Source organism: Mesorhizobium prunaredense (assembly GCF_900156895.1).
Classification (GTDB): Bacteria; Pseudomonadota; Alphaproteobacteria; order Rhizobiales; family Rhizobiaceae; genus Mesorhizobium; species Mesorhizobium prunaredense.
Map to the genome: position 1 here is coordinate 243,979 of NZ_FTPD01000005.1, position 19,831 is coordinate 263,809.

15 protein-coding genes and 2 pseudogenes are annotated in these 19,831 nt (G+C 61.1%); 12 read left to right on the forward strand and 5 right to left on the reverse strand.

From position 1 onward, the window contains the following. Positions 1-61: 61 nt before the first annotated feature. Positions 62-337, reverse strand: coding sequence for a c-type cytochrome (locus BQ8794_RS05290; protein ID WP_077374041.1), 276 nt, complete (start codon positions 335-337; stop codon positions 62-64). 183 nt (positions 338-520) lie between these two features. Further along, positions 521-991 (reverse strand): nucleoside deaminase, encoded by a 471-nt coding sequence (locus BQ8794_RS05295; RefSeq protein WP_077374044.1) that lies wholly within the window; start codon positions 989-991, stop codon positions 521-523. 763 nt (positions 992-1,754) lie between these two features. Here BQ8794_RS05295 and BQ8794_RS05305 point away from each other — a divergent pair. The 4 genes from BQ8794_RS05305 to BQ8794_RS05320 all read left to right on the forward strand — a co-directional run bounded on the left by BQ8794_RS05305 (position 1,755) and on the right by BQ8794_RS05320 (position 7,075). Beyond that, entirely contained in the window at positions 1,755-3,704 is a 1,950-nt protein-coding gene (locus BQ8794_RS05305) for a PrkA family serine protein kinase (protein WP_077374050.1), read from the forward strand. Positions 3,705-3,723: 19 nt separating this feature from the next. Further along, on the forward strand, positions 3,724-5,034 hold the full coding sequence (locus BQ8794_RS05310; protein WP_077374052.1) for a YeaH/YhbH family protein: 1,311 nt from the start codon (positions 3,724-3,726) through the stop codon (positions 5,032-5,034). A gap of 9 nt (positions 5,035-5,043) precedes the next feature. Then, positions 5,044-6,630, forward strand: coding sequence for a SpoVR family protein (locus tag BQ8794_RS05315; RefSeq protein ID WP_077374055.1), 1,587 nt, complete (start codon positions 5,044-5,046; stop codon positions 6,628-6,630). Positions 6,631-6,739: 109 nt separating this feature from the next. Further along, positions 6,740-7,075 (forward strand): hypothetical protein, encoded by a 336-nt coding sequence (locus BQ8794_RS05320; RefSeq protein ID WP_077374057.1) that lies wholly within the window; start codon positions 6,740-6,742, stop codon positions 7,073-7,075. 22 nt (positions 7,076-7,097) lie between these two features. On the opposite strand, the gene BQ8794_RS05325 is transcribed toward BQ8794_RS05320, so the two are convergent. Continuing rightward, entirely contained in the window at positions 7,098-9,092 is a 1,995-nt protein-coding gene (locus BQ8794_RS05325) for a protein-L-isoaspartate(D-aspartate) O-methyltransferase (RefSeq protein ID WP_077374060.1), read from the reverse strand. A gap of 260 nt (positions 9,093-9,352) precedes the next feature. Here BQ8794_RS05325 and BQ8794_RS05330 point away from each other — a divergent pair, with 260 nt between their 5' ends. From BQ8794_RS05330 to BQ8794_RS05345, 4 genes are all read left to right on the forward strand, one after another. Beyond that, on the forward strand, positions 9,353-11,764 hold the full coding sequence (locus BQ8794_RS05330; RefSeq protein ID WP_077374063.1) for a phosphoketolase family protein: 2,412 nt from the start codon (positions 9,353-9,355) through the stop codon (positions 11,762-11,764). Continuing rightward, positions 11,764-12,936 carry an acetate/propionate family kinase gene (locus BQ8794_RS05335; protein ID WP_167378638.1) on the forward strand — a complete coding sequence of 391 codons (1,173 nt, stop codon included), beginning with the start codon at positions 11,764-11,766 and terminating at the stop codon, positions 12,934-12,936. Before BQ8794_RS05330 ends, BQ8794_RS05335 begins: the two co-directional genes overlap by 1 nt. Before the next feature lie 74 nt (positions 12,937-13,010). Beyond that, the gene (locus BQ8794_RS05340) at positions 13,011-13,346 is read left to right on the forward strand and encodes a hypothetical protein (RefSeq protein ID WP_077374066.1); all 336 of its coding nucleotides are present in this window, start codon (positions 13,011-13,013) and stop codon (positions 13,344-13,346) included. A 525-nt stretch (positions 13,347-13,871) separates the two neighbouring features. Next, positions 13,872-15,281: a DUF1254 domain-containing protein gene (locus BQ8794_RS05345; protein WP_167378639.1), complete on the forward strand. Its 1,410-nt coding sequence runs from the start codon at positions 13,872-13,874 to the stop codon at positions 15,279-15,281. A 253-nt stretch (positions 15,282-15,534) separates the two neighbouring features. Here BQ8794_RS05345 and BQ8794_RS05350 read toward each other — a convergent pair. After that, positions 15,535-15,754: pseudogene (locus tag BQ8794_RS05350) on the reverse strand (sugar-binding domain-containing protein); the annotation flags it as partial. Between BQ8794_RS05350 and BQ8794_RS05355 the strand changes: the two are divergent. Beyond that, a pseudogene (locus BQ8794_RS05355) lies at positions 15,755-15,925 on the forward strand (transposase domain-containing protein); the annotation flags it as partial. It abuts the pseudogene before it with no gap. Here the strand turns inward: BQ8794_RS05355 and pdxR are convergent. Beyond that, on the reverse strand, positions 15,877-17,328 hold the full coding sequence (pdxR, locus tag BQ8794_RS05360) for a MocR-like pyridoxine biosynthesis transcription factor PdxR (protein ID WP_342187550.1): 1,452 nt from the start codon (positions 17,326-17,328) through the stop codon (positions 15,877-15,879). The pseudogene BQ8794_RS05355 and the gene pdxR sit on opposite strands and share 49 nt — an antisense overlap. A gap of 224 nt (positions 17,329-17,552) precedes the next feature. On the opposite strand from pdxR, the gene BQ8794_RS05365 reads away from it, so the two are divergent. The 3 genes from BQ8794_RS05365 to BQ8794_RS05375 are packed head-to-tail and all read left to right on the forward strand — an operon-like array spanning position 17,553 to position 19,784. Beyond that, the gene (locus BQ8794_RS05365) at positions 17,553-18,179 is read left to right on the forward strand and encodes a LysE family translocator (RefSeq protein WP_077374074.1); all 627 of its coding nucleotides are present in this window, start codon (positions 17,553-17,555) and stop codon (positions 18,177-18,179) included. A gap of 10 nt (positions 18,180-18,189) precedes the next feature. Further along, a complete protein-coding gene (locus BQ8794_RS05370; protein ID WP_077374077.1) occupies positions 18,190-19,119 on the forward strand; it encodes a dihydrodipicolinate synthase family protein in 930 nt (309 codons plus the stop codon). Positions 19,120-19,142: 23 nt separating this feature from the next. Further along, positions 19,143-19,784: a LysE family translocator gene (locus tag BQ8794_RS05375; RefSeq protein ID WP_077374080.1), complete on the forward strand. Its 642-nt coding sequence runs from the start codon at positions 19,143-19,145 to the stop codon at positions 19,782-19,784. The last annotated feature ends 47 nt before the right edge of the window (positions 19,785-19,831 follow it).

Consider the following 19,831-nt stretch of genomic DNA (forward strand, 5'->3'; position numbering starts at 1 on the left):
GAAGGGCGGTAGCCAAGTTTTTCACCAGAACCTCGAAAACGTCGAAAGAACCCAAACGCACCTATCGCGTTGCGGTTGCGGACGCAGCCGCCGATCGGGAGAAGTAGGCCGCAAGCGCGCGGACGTCGTCGTCCGTCAGACCCTTCGCTGCATTGGCCATGAGATGGCCGAAGCGTGTTCCGCCACGCTTTCCCGCCCTGAACAGCCCAAGCTGCGTCTCGATGTAGCGTGCCGGCTGGCCGGCGATCGAGGGATAGGGCGGGCTGCGGTCCTGTCTTCCGTGACAGCCGAGACAGGCGGGCACATTGGCCTCCTTGGGAATTCCTGTCGGCGGCATTGCATGTCCGCGGTTTTTGCGTGCGAGTCTTGAGATGCGCACCGGGATTTGCGAGGAACGCGTCGATGGCTTTCTGCCACAAGACCCGGCCCTCGCGCGTCAAATCCTTTGGGCCGGAAGTGGAATGGCGCCGCAGAGGCTACGGACTCTTCATCGACAGCAATCCCGTGATCATAGGTTCTGTCACCAGAAATCCTTGTGGTCGATTACGATCTCTTCTTCGAGTTCTGGGAATGGGCCACGGATTGCTACATGGCGCCGTCCGGCGGCGAACACCTGATGACAACTCAGATCGAGTGTCAGATTCTCCGGGTTGTCTCCGGTCAGCTCGGCCAGCCGCCTTTCGCTGAGTCCGTAGACCACGGTGCCGATGCCAGCCCAGTAACAGGCCCCGGCGCACATGCAGCACGGCTCGACCGAGGTCACCAGCGTGCATCGCTCGAGGAAGGTCGGGTCGTATTGCTGCGCGGCCGCGCGGGCCACGTTTGCCTCTGCGTGGCCAACGCCGCGATCCCGCGCGTAGGTGTTGCCCGACGAAAGGAGCACGTCGCCTTCCGGCCCGACCAGGAGCGCCCCGAAAGGATGATTGCCACTGGCCCGGCTCTCGGTGGCGATCTCCACGGCGAGACGTAGATATTGGGTGTCGCTCCTCATGGCACGCCTCCTTGGGACGTCCGCGCGCAACTGCACGCGTAAAGGCCTTTCGCCGGGATTCTATCTTCTTGGAGCGCCTGGGAGCTGTCTAATCATGGGCATTAAATTCATGGCTGCGCAACGGGCAAAGAGGTCGGGCGCTTTCGATCGACACAAAAGCCGATTGAACTCGCCCTGCCGATGCGGTTCTCAACCGCCTCCGCCCCGGCGGTCGTTTTCCTCGCGATACAGTCGCTCGGTGGCCCGATCGCTTTCTCTGCGCTCTGCAGGCCCGCGGCGTCGCCACGTAAGGAGGGCGTAGGCGAGCAGGACTGCCAGCAGTAGCGGGCCGCCAGCAACGACGATCAACCACATACTGTTCTCGAACATGGAACATCTTCTTTCCCTTGCTCCTGGTGCAGGGTTGGACACCGCAGTGCAGCTCTCTTCGCCGAATGACCTGTGCGTCGCCATTCAACCTGCTGAGCGCGGGCAACCTGCTGAGCGCGGGCAACTGCTGAGCGCGGGCGGTTTATTTCTTCAGAAAGGCAGCTTGTACCCGGCGGGCTGTTGCACTCGGCAAGCGCTGATGGAAGAATGGACATCCCTCGGAAATGTTCCATTGTGCGAGCGATTCGCCGGCTGACTCCAGGCGTTCACGATATCTGTCTCGACCCCTAACATCCGGTCGCAGACGCACTACGTGTAATAGGGAACCACAAAGGCTTTCCGACAGTTGAATGAAGAGGCGACAGCAACCAGACCGGCCGGGGCGAGGAATACCATGCGCGAGAACCACTCCGACGTCTTCGATCTGTTTTCGGAGATTTACACGAATGTGGCTCAGGAGGAGATAAGCATCCAGCAATATCTCCTTGCCTGCCGCGAGGATAAATCGATGTATGCCTCGGCGCCCGAGCGGATGGTCGAGGCGATCGGCGAGCCCACCCTGATCGACACCAGCATGGATGAGCGGCTCGGCCGCATTTTCTCGAACAGGACAATCAAGGTCTATCCCACCTTCTCCGAGTTTTATGGCATGGAGGACACGATCGAGCGCATAGCCGGCTATTTCCGCTATGCCTCTCAAGGGCTCGAGGAGCGCAAGCAGATTCTCTATCTGCTTGGCCCTGTCGGCGGCGGCAAGTCCTCGCTCGCCGAACGGCTGAAGAAGCTGATGGAGGAGCGTCCGATCTATACGCTGAAGGTCGGCGGCCAGATCAGCCCGGTTTTCGAATCGCCGCTCGGGCTTTTCAATCCTGACCGCATGGGCGACCTTTTGGAGGACAAATACGGCATCGCGCGGCGCCGGCTGAACGGCCTTATCTCGCCATGGGCGGCCAAGCGCCTCGACGAACTGTCCGGCGACATCTCCAAGTTCAGCGTCGTCAAGCTGATGCCTTCGCGGCTACGCCAGATCGGCATCGCCAAGACCGAGCCAGGCGATGAGAACAACCAGGACGTTTCGGCCCTGGTCGGCAAGGTCGACATAAGACAGCTCGAGCATTTCAGCCAATCCGATCCGGACGCCTATTCCTACAGCGGCGGCCTGAACCGGACCACGCAGGGGCTGCTCGAGTTCGTCGAGATGTTCAAAGCGCCGATCAAGGTCCTCCATCCGTTGCTGACCGCTACCCAGGAAGGCAGCTATAACGGTACGGAAAACTTCGGATCTTTCCCGTACCAGGGCATCGTCGTAGCCCATTCCAACGAATCGGAATGGCTGCAGTTCAAGAACAACAAGAACAACGAGGCGTTCCTCGACCGTATCCTGGTGGTCAAGGTGCCGTATTGCCTGCGAGTCACCGAAGAAAGGCAGATCTACGAAAAGCTGCTGCGCGAAAGCGAATTGGCCTCCAGTTCCTGTGCACCGGAGGTTCTCGACATTCTCAGCCGGTTCACCGTCTCAACCCGTCTGGCCGAGCACGACAATTCGCCGCTCTACACCAAGATGCGCGTTTATGACGGCGAGAACCTCAAGGACATAGATCCCAAGGCGAAGTCGGTTCAGGAATACCGCGATGCCGCCGGGGTCGATGAAGGCATGAACGGCGTCAGCACGCGCTTTGCCTTCAAGATCCTGTCGCAGACCTTCAACTACGACACCAAGGAAGTGGCCGCCGATCCCGTGCATCTGATGTACATTCTGGAGGAGGCGATCAAGCGCGAGCAATTCCCGAAGGAAACGGAAGCCGCCTATCTCGACTTCATAAAGTCGGAACTGGCCACGCGCTACGCCGAGTTCATCGGCCATGAAATTCAGAAAGCCTATCTGGAATCCTACAGCGAATACGGCCAGAACCTGTTCGACCGCTACATCGCCTATGCCGATGCCTGGATCGAGGACCAGGACTACAAAGACCCCGATACCGGCCAGATCCTCAATCGCGAGGTGCTGGACAACGAACTGTCGCAAGTCGAAAAGCCGGCCGGCATTGCCAACCCCAAGGACTTCCGCAACGAGGTCGTGAAGTTCACGTTGCGCGCCCGGGCGAGGAACCATGGCCGCAACCCGTCTTGGACAAGCTATGAAAAGCTGCGCGAAGTCATCGAGAAGCGGATGTTCGGCCAGGTCGAGGATCTGCTCCCGGTGATCAGCTTCGGCTCCAAGCAGGACAGCGTAACGGAGAAGCGGCATACCGAGTTCGTGCATCGGATGGTCGAACGCGGTTACACCGAACGCCAGGTCCGCCGGCTGGTGGACTGGTACATGCGGGTGAACAAGGCGGGCTGAGTCCGGCCAGGATGGTTCCATGCCGATCTTTGTCGATCGCCGACTGAACCCGAAGGACAAGAGCCTCGGCAACCGCCAGCGCTTCCTGAAGCGTGCGCGCGAAGAGCTGAAGCGAAGCATCCGGGATCGGATCCGTACCGGCAAGATCGCCGATGTCGACAGCGAGCACGCCGTCTCGATGCCGGCGAGGGGCACAGGCGAGCCGAGCTTCAGCGATGCGAAGGACAGCGGCAGGCGGCAGCACATCCTGCCGGGCAACAAGCATTTCGCCCCGGGCGACCGGGTTCCGAAGCCAGGCCAGGGCGGTGGCGGCTCGTCTCCCGGGAAAACGGTCTCGGAGGACGAATTTCGCTTCGTGCTCTCGCGCGAGGAGGTGCTCGACCTCTTTTTCGAGGATCTCGAACTTCCCGACATGGTCAAGCTCAACCTCAAGGAGATACTTTCCTTCAAACCGCGCCGCGCCGGATTCGCGGCGACCGGTTCGCCGACCAACATCAATGTCGGGCGCACGATGCGAAACAGCCACGGTCGCCGGATTGCGCTAAGGCGCCCCAAGCAGGAGGAGCTTGATGCGATTGCGGAACAACTCGCAATCCTGGAGGCCGAGCCACAGAGCGCGGCGCCGGCACGCCAGCGCATTGCAGCGTTGCGGGAGGAGCTTGAGCGACTTGAGCGCCGCCGCAAGCGGATCGCCTATGTCGATCCCGTCGACATCCGCTTCAACCGTTTCGACGCCCAGCCCGTGCCGAATGCCAATGCGGTCATGTTCTGTCTCATGGACGTATCCGGCTCGATGGGCGAACGCGAGAAGGATCTGGCCAAGCGCTTCTTCGTGCTGCTGCACCTGTTCCTGAAACGGCGCTACGACCGCACCGAAATCGTCTTCATCCGCCATACGCACGAGGCGCAGGAGGTGGACGAGGAAACCTTCTTCTACAATACGCAAAGCGGCGGCACGGTCGTTTCCACGGCACTTGAGGAAATGCGCCGCATCATCGAGCAACGCTATCCCAGCAACGAGTGGAACATCTATGCCGCCCAGGCGTCGGACGGCGACAATTTCGTCACCGATTCCGAGCGCTGCATCGGCCTGATGGATGGCCAGATCATGCGCCTGTGCCAGTATTTCGCCTATGTCGAGATCATCGACGAACGTGAGAGCCATATTTTCGGCAGCACAGACAATGGGACCTCGCTCTGGCGCGCCTACAGCGTTGTCAACCAGAGATGGCCGAATTTCCAGATGAGCCGTATCGCCAACGCAGCGGATATCTATCCGGTCTTTCGCCAGCTCTTTGCCAGGCAGCCGGTCTTGCAGAAAAGCGCTTGAGGGGAGCCGATGGCAAGCCAGACCAGCAAATCCGGCCAGACCAGCAAAGCCGGCCAAACCAGCAAATCAGGTTTGCTCTTTTCAGGGTCCGACTGGGATTTCAAGACACTGTCGCGCGCCTATGAAGCGATCGAGGCGATCGCCATCGAAGAGCTTCACCTCGACATCTATCCGGTGCAGATGGAGATCATCTCGTCGCAGCAGATGCTCGACGCCTATTCCTCGGTCGGCATGCCGCTGATGTATCGCCACTGGTCCTTCGGCAAGCATTTTCTCTACCAGGAATTGCTCTATCGCAAAGGCGGGCGGGGGCTCGCCTATGAGCTGGTGATCAATTCCAATCCTTGCATCGTCTACCTTATGGAGGAAAACACCATGGCCCTGCAGGCCCTGGTGACAGCTCATGCAGCGCTTGGCCATAATCATTTTTTCAAGAACAACCATCTGTTCCGGCAATGGACGGACGCCAGCGCGATCCTGAGCTATCTGGACTTTGCCAAGGGTTACATTGCCCGTTGCGAGGAGCGGCACGGCGTCGCTGCGGTGGAGGCGATCATCGATGCGGCCCACGCGCTGATGGAACAGGGGGTGTTCAGATATCGCCGGCCGCCAAAACTGTCGTCGGAGCGGCAGCGTGAAGGCGTTCGTGAGCGCCTGGAGTACGAAGAGCGCTCTTACAACGATCTGTGGCGCACGCTGCCGCGTTCGAAGGACGGGACCAAGGCCAGCGGAACGGACCTCGGCATCGCGGAGCGAAAGAAAACGCTCAAGCTGCCTGAGGAGAACCTGCTTTACTTCCTGGAAAAAAACAGCCTGGTCCTGGAGCCCTGGCAGCGTGAAATCGTCAGGATCGTCCGCATCGTCGCGCAATACTTCTATCCGCAGCGGCAAACGCAGGTGATGAACGAAGGCTGCGCCACCTTCGTGCACTACACGCTCATGAACATGCTGTTCGATCGTGGCCTGATCAGCGAAGGCGCGATGCTGGAAATCCTGCGCAACCATTCGAACGTGATCTTTCAGCCGGGCTTCGACGACCCGCGGTATTCCGGCATCAATCCTTATGCGTTGGGCCTCGACATGATGCAGGACATCCAGCGCATATCGACCGAGCCGACCGCCGAGGATCGTGACTGGTTCCCCGATATCGCCGGCAACGGCAATTGGCGCGAAACCCTGCTCGACGCGTGGGCGAACCATCGCGACGAATCGTTCATCCGCCAGTATCTGAGCCCCGCCCTGATGCGGAAATGGCGGTTCTTTATCCTCGCCGACGCCGCCAGCGAGCCGCATTACGAAGTCGCGTCGATACACAATGAGCGTGGCTACGAAAAGATACGCGCCGGGCTCGCCCAGAGCTACGACATCGGCGCGAGCCGGCCGGATATCCAGGTGGTGGATGTCGATCTGCTCGGCGACCGGCAGTTGCGACTGGAGCACAAGGTGAAGAACGGCATCACGCTGGAGGAGGCCGGTCGCGACGCCACGCTGCGCCATATCCGGACCCTGTGGGGCTATGAGGTCAGCCTGGCGGCGATCGATGCGCAAACCGGCGGGACGCTCAACGAACGTTCGACCAGCCAAATCGGGGAATGACCAAAACCGGAATGGCCGGCGACGGCGTCGTTCTACAGCCGGTTTTTTACTCCTGGGTCCAATGCCCTTGCCGTAGGGCCGGGGAAGGTCGGTTCCGTGGGAATCTCGGATGGTGTGTCGGGAGGAATTTCGACGGGCTGCCTTTGCGGGCTGGGAACGGGATCAGGCGAAGGCGGAGGAACGCCTGGAGGCTCACCCGGCGGAGTTTCCGGCGGAGCAGGCGGCCGGGCAGGCTCAGGATTGGGATTATCCGGTATCGGCACGGGATTGTTCGGATCTGGATCAGGATCAGTCATTGGATAAGGCTCCGAAGCTTGCTTCACATCTCCTGCGCGCCAATGTCTTCCAGCTCAATGGCTTCCGCTCATGGCACAACTCCTTCGAAAAGGGTCCTGTTCTAGAAACAGCAGGGCGCGATGAATGTTCCGCCCGAAACTCACCTTGACGCGACCTTGTCTACGAGGCGGCTAAAGCCCGAACGGATAGGTGTCGGGAACGCCGGTTCCGACATGCTCCGGCCCAAGCGGCGTCACCGCGACGGTTTCGTCAAACCAGACGAACGCGTCAAACTGCTGGGAAAGAGAGGCACCCGCGTAATGGCTGCGCAGTTCGGTTTCCGGCCGATAGATCACGCCGATGAAGCGCTCCAGCCGACGCTCCAGAAGCCGCTGGCGAAGCGTATCGTCGCGTTTGATGTCGAGCAGGAAACGCGAGACGCCGCTATCATGGCAAAGCCGTTCGTAGCTGTCGTTGTGGGAAGGCCGCACCCGCTTGATCTCCATCTCGCTGTCCCAGTCGGAGGCCGCGGCGACTGTCCCGGAATGCGTGCTGAGCCCGATCAAGGCTGCCTCGTCGCCGAAGCGTTGGCGGCAGAACTGGCCGATATTTACTTCGTCCCTGACAATCCCCATTTCGGTGTAGCGTGCGTCGCCGATATGGGAATTATGCGCCCACACGACCGCCTTGGCGTTCGGCCCGCGAGCTTCCAGCAGATGCTCGAGCGTCTCGAACATATGGGTGTCGCGTAAATTCCAGGACTGCGCGCCGCCATAATACATGATCCGGTAGTAGCGTTCCGCGGAAGCGATCAGCCGGGCATTCTGGGTGGCGTCCAGGAAATCGATGCCGTCCTGCTGGGCATAGTCGAGCTGCCTGGCAAGCAGTTCGCGGCATTGTTCGAACACGGCCTGCTCGCATTTCTCGTAGCCGGAGGTGAGCGCGACACGGCCGTAGGTGGATGGTTCATGTTGCCAAGGCGTCAGGCAGCCATAGCGTTCACGCGCGATCTTTGCTGCCTGCGGATCGACCCGGTCGAGATATTGCAGAACCGCGGCGATCGATCCGCTCATATTGTAAATGTCGAGGCCATAGAACCCGGCCAGCCGGGACGATAGCCTGATGCGCTCATTGTGATGTCGCATCCAGTCGACGAACGCCGCAACGTCGCTGTTGCGCCACATCCAGGTGGGAAACCGCTGGAACGGCGGATCGGCGTTGGCGCGTGGCGGCCGATGGCGGACGTAGCGATCGATCGCCGCTGCATCAGGCCAGTCGGCCTCGACTGCGACGATGGTGAAGCCGTGCTTCTCGATGAGCCTGCGGGTGATCGCGGCGCGGGCCCGGTAGAACTCCGACGTGCCGTGGCTCGCTTCACCGAGCAGCACGACGCGCCGGTCGCCAAACCGGTCGAACAATTTGCCGAATGCCGGATCGTCGAAGTCCGGCAGCGGTTCGGCCGCCGCCGCGATCATCTCCGGCAGGCTGCGCGTGCGTGCGCGTCCGGACGGACGATCATTCGCGATACGGTTGCCGCTCTCGGGCCAGCCCTGCTCGCCGATGAGCGGGACAAACCGCACGCCGCCGAAATCCTCCTCGCTGTAAGTTGCAGCGCCGGTTCGAGTGACCTTGAGAAGGCGCTGATCATGCGGCTCGTCGCCGACCGGGATGACGAGCCTGCCGCCGACGTCGAGCTGTTCCTGAAGCGCAAGCGGCGCACCGGGTCCGCCGGCGGCGACCAGAATGGCGTCGAAGGGCGCCGCGTCGGGCCAGCCTTTGGTGCCATCGCCGGTGCGGACTTCGATATTGTCATAGCCAAGCTCTTGGAACCGCTGTCTCGCCGTTTCGGCCAACCCGGCGTGGCGCTCGATCGTGTAGACGCGTTCGACGATCCGGCTCAACACGGCAGCCGCGTAGCCCGAACCGGTGCCAACCTCCAGGACATGGTCGCCCGGTCCGATTTCCGCCATCTCGATCATCAAGGCGACGATGTAGGGCTGCGATATCGTTTGACCCTCGGCGATCGGCAACGGACCGTCCTCGTAGGCGAATTCTTCAAAACCGGGAGCGACGAAAGCTTCGCGCGGAACCTCACGCATCGCGTTCAGCACCTCGCGGCCATGGATGCCACGGCGGCTGAGATGGACTTCGACCATTCTGTTGCGTGCGTGGGAAAGATCGAGCATCTTTTTGCTCCTCTTGCGAGCTGACAGCCCCCCGATTGTCCCCTAATCGTGCCCGACGGCTCCTCGGCTATGCGCTCGGCCTCGGCAACTCATGTCCGGCGGCTAGTCTCCTTAACCGCTGGCGAGCTTCCAGGTTCCTGCAAAAGAGCGAGTGGCGGCGCAACGGCGGCTCCAGCCGAACTTATTTTCCGTAAAAATCCTTTCTCCAGGGCGATGTCACTCCAGATATCGACGGGCGAACGCATTCTGGAGACGTTTCGATGAACGACGAGGCTCAAAAAGCTGCGACCACAACAGGCCTTTATCAGGTCGATCTCATGGACCGTTATTGGCGGGCCGCGAACTACATTTCGGTTGGCCAGATCTATCTGATGGACAATCCGCTGCTGCGCGAGCCGCTGAAGGCCGAACACGTCAAGCCGCGGCTGCTCGGCCATTGGGGCACGACGCCTGGCCTCAACTTCATCTACGTCCACCTGAACCGCGTCATCCGTCAACGCGGTCTCGACGTTCTGTTTATCTGCGGCCCGGGTCATGGCGGTCCGGCGATGGTCGCAAACACCTGGCTCGAGGGCAGCTACAGCGAAATCTATCCCGAAATCGGCCAGGGCGAAGACGGGTTGAGGAAACTTTTTCGGCAATTCTCCTTCCCCGGCGGAGTGCCGAGCCACGCTGCTCCGGAAACGCCCGGCTCGATCCATGAAGGCGGAGAACTGGGATATGCGCTGGTCCATGCCTTCGGCGCGGCCTTCGACAATCCCGATCTGGTAGTCGCCTGCGTCGTCGGCGACGGCGAAGCGGAAACCGGCCCGCTCGCGGCGGCATGGCACTCCAACAAGTTCCTCAACCCGGCATCCGACGGCGCCGTGCTGCCGATCCTGCATCTCAACGGCTACAAGATCGCCAACCCGACGATCCTTGCCCGCATGGATGACTTGGAATTGCGAGCCCTGTTCGCCGGCTATGGCTACGAACCTTTTTTCGTCGAAGGTCACGAGCCGGTTCCCATGCATCGGTTGATGGCCACCAAGCTGGACACCGTGCTCGACAGAATCCGCTCGATCCAGACGCGCGCCCGTACGCCGTTCTGGCAAGGAGAGCGTCCGCTGTGGCCGATGATCGTGCTGCGCAGCCCGAAGGGGTGGACCGGGCCGAAGGAGGTCGATGGCAAGAAGGTCGAGGATTTCTGGCGCTCGCATCAAGTGCCGGTGTCGAACGCCCGCAGCAACGCGGGACACCGCAAGATCCTCGAAGACTGGATGCGGAGCTACGAACCGGAAAAGCTGTTCGACAACAGCGGGCGTCTGCTTCCAGAGCTGGCGGCGCTTGCGCCAACCAGGCCCAAGCGCATGGGCTCAACCCCCTATGCCAATGGCGGATTGCTGAAGCGCGACCTCGTGCTTCCCGATTGGAGAAGCCTGGCGCTCGATGTGCCGCGTCCGGGTGGCGCCAAGGCCGAGGCGACGCGGATTCTCGGAAGCTATCTCCGCGACGTCATGCGCCTGAATGCGGATGCCAGGAATTTCCGGCTGATGGGGCCGGATGAGACATCCTCCAACCGCCTTGACGACGTCTTCGAGGTCACGAACCGGGTCTGGATGCAGCGGATCGAGCCCTATGACGTCCACCTCTCCCGTGACGGCCGCGTCATGGAAGTGCTCAGCGAGCATCTTTGCCAGGGTTGGCTGGAGGGCTACCTGCTGACCGGCCGCCATGGCCTGTTCTCATGCTACGAGGCGTTCATCCACATCGTCGATTCCATGGTCAACCAGCATGCGAAATGGCTGAAGACATCCCGCGAGCTTGCCTGGCGCAAGCCGATCGCCTCACTCAATTACCTGCTGACCTCGCATGTCTGGCGGCAGGATCACAACGGCTTCAGCCACCAGGATCCGGGCTTTGCCGATTTCGTCGCCAACAAGAAGGCCGATACGGTCAGGCTCTATTTCCCGCCGGATGCCAACACGCTGCTGTGGATCACCGAGCATTGCCTGAAAACCTACAACCGCATCAACGTGATCACCGCCGGCAAGCAGCCAGCGCCGCAATGGCTGTCCGTCGAAGACGCAGAAGCGCACTGCAGGGCGGGGGCGGGGGCCTGGGAATGGGCCGGGACGGTTGCGAAGGGCGAGGACCCGGATGTGGTCATGGCCTGCGCCGGCGACGTGCCCACACTGGAGACGCTCGCTGCCACCGACATTTTGCGTTCGGCGCTTCCGGACCTGAAGGTTCGCGTCGTCAACGTGGTCGACCTGATGACGCTGCAGTCGAATTCAAAGCATCCGCATGGTCTCGCTGATGAGGATTTCGACGCACTGTTCACGAAAACCAGGCCAGTCATCTTCGCCTATCACGGCTATCCCTACCTCATCCACCGCCTGACCTACCGACGCGCCAACCATGACAACATGCATGTGCATGGTTTTCGCGAAGAAGGCACCACCACGACGCCGTTCGACATGGTCGTACTCAATGAACTTGACCGTTTTCACCTGGCGCTCGCCGCGATCAAACACGTACCTGGGCTCGCCGAACGTGCGAAAGGCCTTGCTGCCGAACTTCAAGCGAAGCTTGTGGAACATAGGGCCTATGTCCGCGAGTACGGCGAAGACATGCCCGAGGTTCAGGAGTGGAACTGGCCGGAGAACAGCGCGACGAAGGCTGGCGATTGATGCGACACGCAATTCTTGCACTGAACGCCGGCTCCTCCAGCATCAAGTTCGGACTATACGACCTTGAACCCTCCGCGGAACTGCAACTTGTCTCGCGTGGCAAGCTGGATCTGGGCGATGCGCCGAGGCTCAGCGCGAAAGCGGCCGATGGAACAGTGCAGTGTGATCGGCCGCTTGCCGGAGACGCGCGCAACGCGGGCATCGACACGTTGCTCGACTGGATCGAGAGCGAACTTGGCGGCAGGAAACTAATCGCCGCCGGCCATCGCATCGTGCATGGCGGGCGCGAGTTCGTCGAACCCGTCCGTCTGACGCCTGCCGTGATCGAGGGCTTGGACAGGCTGACGCCGCTTGCTCCGCTGCACCAGCCTCGCAGTCTCGCGCCGATCCGGACACTTGCCGCGCTGCGGCCGGATCTGCCGCAGGTCGGATGCTTCGACACAGCCTTCCATCAGACGATCGATCCGATCGTCAGCCGCTTCGCACTGCCGCGCAAATACGATGCGGAAGGGATCCGCCGCTACGGGTTTCACGGTCTTTCCTACGAATATATCGCCGGGCGGCTCAAGGAGATATCGCCCGCGCTTGCAGCGAAGCGGACGATCGTCGCCCATCTCGGCAACGGAGCGAGCCTGTGCGCCATGCGCGACGGGAGAAGCGTCGATACGACAATGGGCTTTTCCGCACTCGATGGCCTGGTCATGGGCACGCGTTGCGGCGCCATCGATCCGGGCGTGCTTTTGTACTTCGTGCTGGAACGAGGCATCGCGGGGGACGCTCTGCAGCACATGCTTTATGAAGAATCCGGGCTGCTCGGAATATCCGGCATCTCGGGCGACATGCGCGCGTTGGAAGCAAGCGACGACCCCCACGCCCGCGAAGCGGTAGACCTTTTTGCTTTCAGGGCCGCAAGGGAAGCTGCCGCGCTCGCCAACACGTTGGGCGGCCTCGAATGCCTCGTGTTCACCGCCGGCATTGGCGAGCACTCGGCGCCGGTCCGCATGGCAATATGCGAAAGGCTTCGTTGGCTTGGCGTGGCGATCGACGAGCCATCCAACGCCGCCCATGCCGAGATCATAGGCCGACCTGACAGCAAGGTCGAAATACGCGTCGTCGCGACCGACGAGGAAAGCATCATTGCACGCCACACGCGCATGCAGCGGAATGCTTGATAACGCATCAACGCTGCGGAACCCTGCGCGTCCGCGACCGTTCCCCTGTCTCTGATATTAGAAGGAGAGATCCAATGGCCGAAACCGCTAACACCGCTGGCGCCTCAAAGGCGGCAAACGACGCCCAGGAGGCGATGAGGAAACAGATCGCCGAGCTTCGTCGCGAAATCACCAAAATAAATCGGACCCTTTCCGACCGCGCAGAAGAGGCACAGGGCTGGTACGAGAGCGCCGCCGAACGGGCCTCACGCGCAGCCCGGCAATTGCGTAGCCAGGCACACACCGTGACTGAAACCGTCCAGCAGAATCCAGGCACAATCTCTTCGGCGATGATGCTTGGCGGCGTGCTCGGTGTTCTCTTGGGAATTGTGATTGCAAAGAGCTCCGAGCCTGAACGGCGGTGGTTCTAGAGCATTTTGCAGCCAAACGTCTTCGTTTGGCGTCCGACAAAATGCGTAAAACAAGGAGTTAGAGCGCGGTTTTGGGTCCACGAAAACGCAAAGCGCTCTAGGGACAGATCACCACCTTGCGATGCCCAGCCTAGTGGTCAAAATCTGACACTTGGTACCGGAGCCGTAGGGCCGCTCAGGGTGGAATGTTGCCATTCGTCTCGTCGACTGGAACGAGCAGGTAGCGCCATCTGCGGAAGTTCGAGGCATCCCCCGATGAACGGCAGCAGTCGGGGACCCTTCAGACATTCGACGCCGAGAGCTCGGACGACTCAAGTTGACCCCAATCCGGACACTTCCCCTAAGTGCAATTGGCAGACAATTATCTTCGGCAGTAACCTGTCGAAAGAGCCCACTGCCGGGCTGGGCCTAGGCGCCGGGATCACCGGCAGCGTCGACCCGGCTGGCCATAAGGTTGGAGGATTGAGGAGACTAAATCGCCGACAGGCAACGATTGGCAGCGTTACCTTGCTTGCTGGCACTTCGATGGGCAGGCTGGCGCAAGCACAACAGAATGGCGGTGTTGCTGGCGGTGAAGGGCGGGAGATAGCCAACAGCGCTGATCGGCTCACGCCCGAGGAATTGGCGAAAAGGACCGTATATCGCCGCGCCGTCGATGCCGTGATCTGGGGTCTTCCGCTTGTCGGCGAAGACACCGTGAAGCAAGCCGCCTTCCGCGATGGTAAGGCAAACTACAACGACATTGTCTGGTGGCCCAAAGGCGGTGGCTGGAAGAACCAGTCGCCCACACCCAACGTCAACACGCGCTATATGTATTTCTTCATAAACACCCGGCAGGACGGGCCAGTCGTGGTGGAACTGCCTCCGGCTGTGCCTGGAGCCAGCTTCTACGGCACCATCGAGGATGCTTGGTATGTACCGCTCACGGACATCGGCTTCGAGGGCAAGGGCGGCAAATATTTGGTGCTGCCACCCGACTACAAAGGTGACGTGCCGGACGGTTACATCGCGGTGCGTCCGGCGACCTACAATACAATGACGCTGCTGCGATCCATCCTCGCGTCCCTCTCTGAAAAGGATGTGAAGGCGGGCGATGGACTTGTACAGCAGGTGAAGATTTACCCCTTGTCCAAGGCCGCCAACCCGCCCGCGCAGCGTTTTCTCGACATGACGGACGTCCTGTACAACGGTCTCATCAAGTATGACGAAACCTTCTTCGCCAGTCTCGCCCGCGTGCTGAACGAAGAACCGGTGCAACCCCGCGACCGCGAAATGATGGGTATGCTCCTGCCGCTCGGCATCGAGAGGGGTAAAGAGTTCAAACCCGACGCCGCGACCGTAACGCTGTTGAAAACAGCGGCTGCGGAGGCGCTCGCCTGGTTGATGGATAAGGCCGCGACGGACACCACTCCGTGGTGGCCTGATAGTCGTTGGTGCGTTCCTACTCCACCAATTACCGTGCCGACTGGTTTCAAGTGGGAGATGCCGGATTATTTTGGTGTGGATGCGCGCGGCATTGCTCTGTCGCAGTATTTCTGTCCAACGGAAAAGCTGGGCACCGGCAGTTTCTATTTCGGAACCTTTCATGACCACAGCGGCAAGCCGCTGGAAGGCCAGAAAGCCTACCGACTTCACGTTCCGGCGAATGTGCCCGTGCGCGAATTCTGGTCCGCAACCGTCTACAGCCTGAAAACGTCGAGCTTCTTTCTCAACGCCGAGCGCCTCACCCTCGGGTCGCTCGACACGGAATTGCGGAAGAACACTGACGGTACCGTGGATATCTACTTTGGCCCGGCGCCGCCCACGGGTCAGGAGGCAAATTGGCTGTACACCAAACCGGGCGAGAAGTGGTTCCCGTGGTTCCGGGTGTATGGCCCCGAGAAAGCGATCCTCGACAAGAGTTGGAGACTGCCCGATATTGAAATGATTAGCTGATCGTCGGTTGCCAGGGGGCGCGCCCGGCCTCTACGATTGAGGCTATCCGGCTATGTCCGCTATTGGCGCACCTTTGCTCCTTCCCGCCGACCGCTTCAAAACGGCAAGGTTCCGCCCTGTCCTGACCTTCCCGTCTGCCCGAGGGAAGGTCAGGGTTGGGTCATGGGCGTGAATTCAGCTGGGGGCGACCGAGCTTCCGCTTAGGGTCGGAACAGGTAATCCGTATCGGGTACCAAGCGCCAGATTTCTACCACTAGCGGCGCTCAAGCATGGCTTTTGCGCTGTCAGCATCCGTTACGACGACCGTCGCCAACCCGGCCCGCGCCACAGCTACAAGAATGGCACGTTTGTGCGTCCCGCCTGAGGCGATGATGCGGCAGGGAATATTGCGGTAGTCGTCGAGCTCCGGCGAAAGCACCTGGCCGGTTGAGAGTGTGGTCGACAGGCTTGCCGTCGGCATCGGGATAGCGGCCCGGCCAATAGAACTCAACCGGAAAAACGCGCTGTTTGCGGGGCACGACACTGGAACAAAAAACTGGGCCACCATCGCCGCGCTCGTCGAAACCTGCAAGCTTAATGGTGTCGATCCACTGGCCTACCTGACCGCAACGCTCACGTCGCAGCAGCTTATTGCATCCTCGTAAGCGCGTCGAAGGAGCTTTAGTCCTCTGTGGATTTGGCTTTCGGTAAGACTTGCGTATCCCATCACCAGGCCGAGGCACCTCCGATCCAATGTCTGATCGAAATAATGAGGCGAAATGGAGTGGATGCCGATTCCGAGCGAGGCGGCTTTCTCGATGAATGATGCCGCCATAGAGGGCGGCATGTCGCGGAACCAGACGACGACGTGCAGACCGGCCTGCGCGCCTTCGACCCGAACGAGATTGCGGAATTCAGCCTGCAGAGCGTCGAGCAGCGCTGCACGTCGGCGGGCATTTTGACGCCGGGCCTTGCGCACATGGCCTTCGTAGGCGCCGGATTCCACCAGGGTCGCGAGCGCCTCCTGTTCGAGGCTGGGGGCATGCCTGTCCGTCAGGCGCTTGGCATGGGCAAAAACCTCCTGCAACTCACGCGGAACGACGACGTAGCCGATCCGCAGCAACGGCGACAGTGTCTTCGAAACCGTACCGATATAGATGACGTTCGACGCGCCTCCCAGCGCGCGAAGCGGCGGTATCGGGTTCATGTCGAATCGATATTCGCTGTCGTAGTCGTCCTCAACGATGTAGGCCCTGTTCTCTTTCGCCCATCCTAGCAGTTGCTGGCGTCGACCCATCGACATTACGCTTCCCAGGGGAAACTGATGTGAAGGCGTGACGTAAGCCAGCCGCGCGCCAACATCCGCCAACAAGTCCGCCCTGATGCCTTCGGCGTCGACCTCCACCGGGGCGGCGATGGCTCCTGTCATCTCGAAGACGCTCCGTGCCATCGGGTAGCAGGGCTCTTCGATGGCGAAGCCGTCGCCCTCATCGAGAAGCAGGCGGGCGCAGAGATCCAGTCCCTGCTGAGAGCCGTTGACGACGACGATCTCGCCCACCTCGCACCGGATGCTGCGCGCTCGCCATAGATAGCCCTGCAGGGCGCTACGCAGGCGGATCAAGCCACAGGGATCGCCATAGGACAGCTTGGGCGGCCGTCCCAGCGCAGCGTCGTTCATGGCCTTTCGCCAGGCAAGGGTCGGGAAGTCAGAGGCCGACATGTCGCCGTAGCGGAAGTCGGCGACGAGCTTCTCCGACGCAACCCGCATCGGGATGGCTCGGGATCGAAGCCTTTCTCCGAAAGCGGAGAGGCTGTGTGGCTCTGCGGCTGTATGAACGAGGTCTCCCGGCTCGCTGTGCGTGATCTTGATGGCCACCCGTGGCCGGGCGCCATGTCGAATGACCACAAACCCCTCGGCGGCGAGCTGTTCGTAAGCGGACGTCACAGTCGTTCGTGAGACGCCAAGCTCGACCGCCAGCGCACGAGCCGACGGAAGCAGGTCTCCGCGGCCGTACACCTGCGCCACGATCTGTTCCCGCAGGTTCTCATAGATCCCGCGCGCGCCCAATCCCGACGACGACGAATTTCCCGACGACGAATTCTGCTTGCGGGACTGGACCATCGCGATTACCCAAATGAAGACGTTTCGTTGATCCAGGCATTACCGGGAAAACTCAGTCAGGCAAAGGCCTGAGGGCAACTGGACCAGAGCTTTTTATTCAAAACTGGTTCTAGGCCAGGGCCAGTTGTGCGGGTATTGATGACGCCAGTTTGCACCTCCCGAGAAGTAAAATGCTGGCCGACCAATTCATCATCGTCTTTACCGCCTACGTCATCGCTGCCGGCAGTCCCGGCCCGAGCAATATGCGCATCATGGCTGTCGCCATGAACGACGGCCGCGGAGCCGCACTGGCAATCGCGTCTGGCGTCGTCAGCGGCTCGATCTTTTGGGGCCTGATGGCGGCGACAGGTGTCTCGGCGATCCTCAGCCGATACGCGCAGGCACTCGTGGTCCTGCAGGTGCTCGGAGGCCTGTATCTTCTCTATCTCGCCTTCAAAGCGGGCAAGGCTGCGCTTTCTTCAGACAAGGATCAGCTTCGCCCGAGCAACGAACGGAAGGCGACGGCGGCCACTCTCTACAAGCGCGGACTGCTAATGCATCTCACCAATCCGAAATCGATCCTGGCATGGATCGCGCTGATGACGCTGGGACTCGGCCCTGGGTCGTCGTCGCATACGGTTCTCGTGATCCTCGCAGGCTGCGCGGTGCTGAGCGTCACCATCTTCTGTGGCTACGCGATCGTCTTTTCGACCGCTCCCATGATCGCCCTGTATCGGCGGGCGCGGCGCTGGATCGAAGGCACGCTGGCGGTATTCTTCGGATTTGCCGGGCTAAAACTTCTCCTGACCCGCATCTGAAAGTTTCTTCATGTCACTCTTCCAAGGCCTTTCAGCATTCCCGATCACCCCGGCGGACGCTTCCGGCAGGCTCGACACCGCCGCCCTCGCGCGCCTTCTGAAGAACATCGAGGAGGCGAGAGCGGACTCCATCGGACTGCTCGGCAGTACCGGCGCCTACGCTTTCCTCACGCGACAAGAGCGTCGACGCGCGGTCGAAACGGCAATGGACACGGTCGGCGGCAAAATCCCGGTTATCGTCGGCGTCGGAGCGATCCGGACCAGCGATGCCGTGGACCTTGCCGGTGACGCGAAGGCTGCGGGCGCCGACGGCCTGCTTCTCGCTCCGGTTTCCTATACGCCGCTCGTCGACGACGAGGTCTTCGAACACTTCACCGCAGTCGCCGACGCGGGGCAGCTCCCGCTTTGCATCTACAACAATCCCGGCACGACCAGGTTCACCTTCAGCCTGGACCTCATTTCCCGCTTGTCGAAGGTGGCGAACATCGAAGCCGTGAAGATGCCTTTGCCTTCCGGTGGTGACTTCGCGTCCGAACTCGCCTCCCTCCGATCTGCGACCGGGTCGGCATTCAGGATCGGCTACAGCGGCGACTGGGGCGGCGCGCCTGCGCTGCTCGCCGGGAGCGACGCCTGGTATTCCGTCGTCGCCGGACTTCTGCCGTCACCGGCCCTGGCCCTGACGCGAGCGGCGCAAGCCGGGGACGCCGCGACCGTCGAGCGACTTGACGCCGCCTTCGGACCGCTTTGGGCGCTGTTCAAGGAATTCGGCAGTTTTAGGGTGATGTATGTCGTCGCCAGCCTTCTGAACCTCTGCGACGTCGATCCGCCACGCCCCGTCCTCCCGCTGAAGCACCAGGCAAGGCAGCGCGTCGCCGCCGCTCTCGACCATCTCGATGCGGTTTTCTCCGCTGGTTCCACAGTTTGTATGCAACCTCGATAGACAGTCTTCATCAGGACATTTCCATGCTGGATTCCAACGCCTTCACCGTCTACCTGTTCACGGCATTCCTGCTGGCGATTACTCCGGGTCCGGGGATCTTCTATGTCGCCGCCCGAACCCTTTCCGGCGGTCGCTCGGAAGGAATCGCTTCGAGCCTTGGCAATGGTCTCGGCGGGCTGTTTCATGTCGTAGCCGGCAGCCTTGGCGTCTCGGCGATCGTGCTGGCAAGCGCCGAATTGTTCACGGCACTCAAGGTGGTCGGCGCGCTCTATCTGGTCTGGATGGGATACCGAACCATTCGCCATGCCAGGCTCGACTACAAGTCGTTGGGTCATTCGGAGCCGCCCGTCGGCACGATGCGGGCCTTCAGGGATGGCGTTCTTGTGGAAGTGATGAACCCGAAGACGGCCGCATTCTTCCTCGCCTTCATTCCCCAGTTTGTCGACACATCGTCGGATCACGTCGTTCTGCAGTTCCTGATCCTCGGCGCCATCTCGGTTGCCCTTAACACGCTCGCCGATATTGTCGTGGCGTTTGCAGCCGGAAGACTTCGCGACGGCGCGGCGTCGCGTGCGAATCTCGTTCGCCGTCTTCGTGAAGGCTCAGGCGGTGCCATGATCATGCTTGGATGTGGGCTGCTGCTGGCGAAGCGCCCGGTTGCCTGACCCTGTGAGAAGAAGAAAAATGCATGACGGCCGCTGCCTGGCAGGAC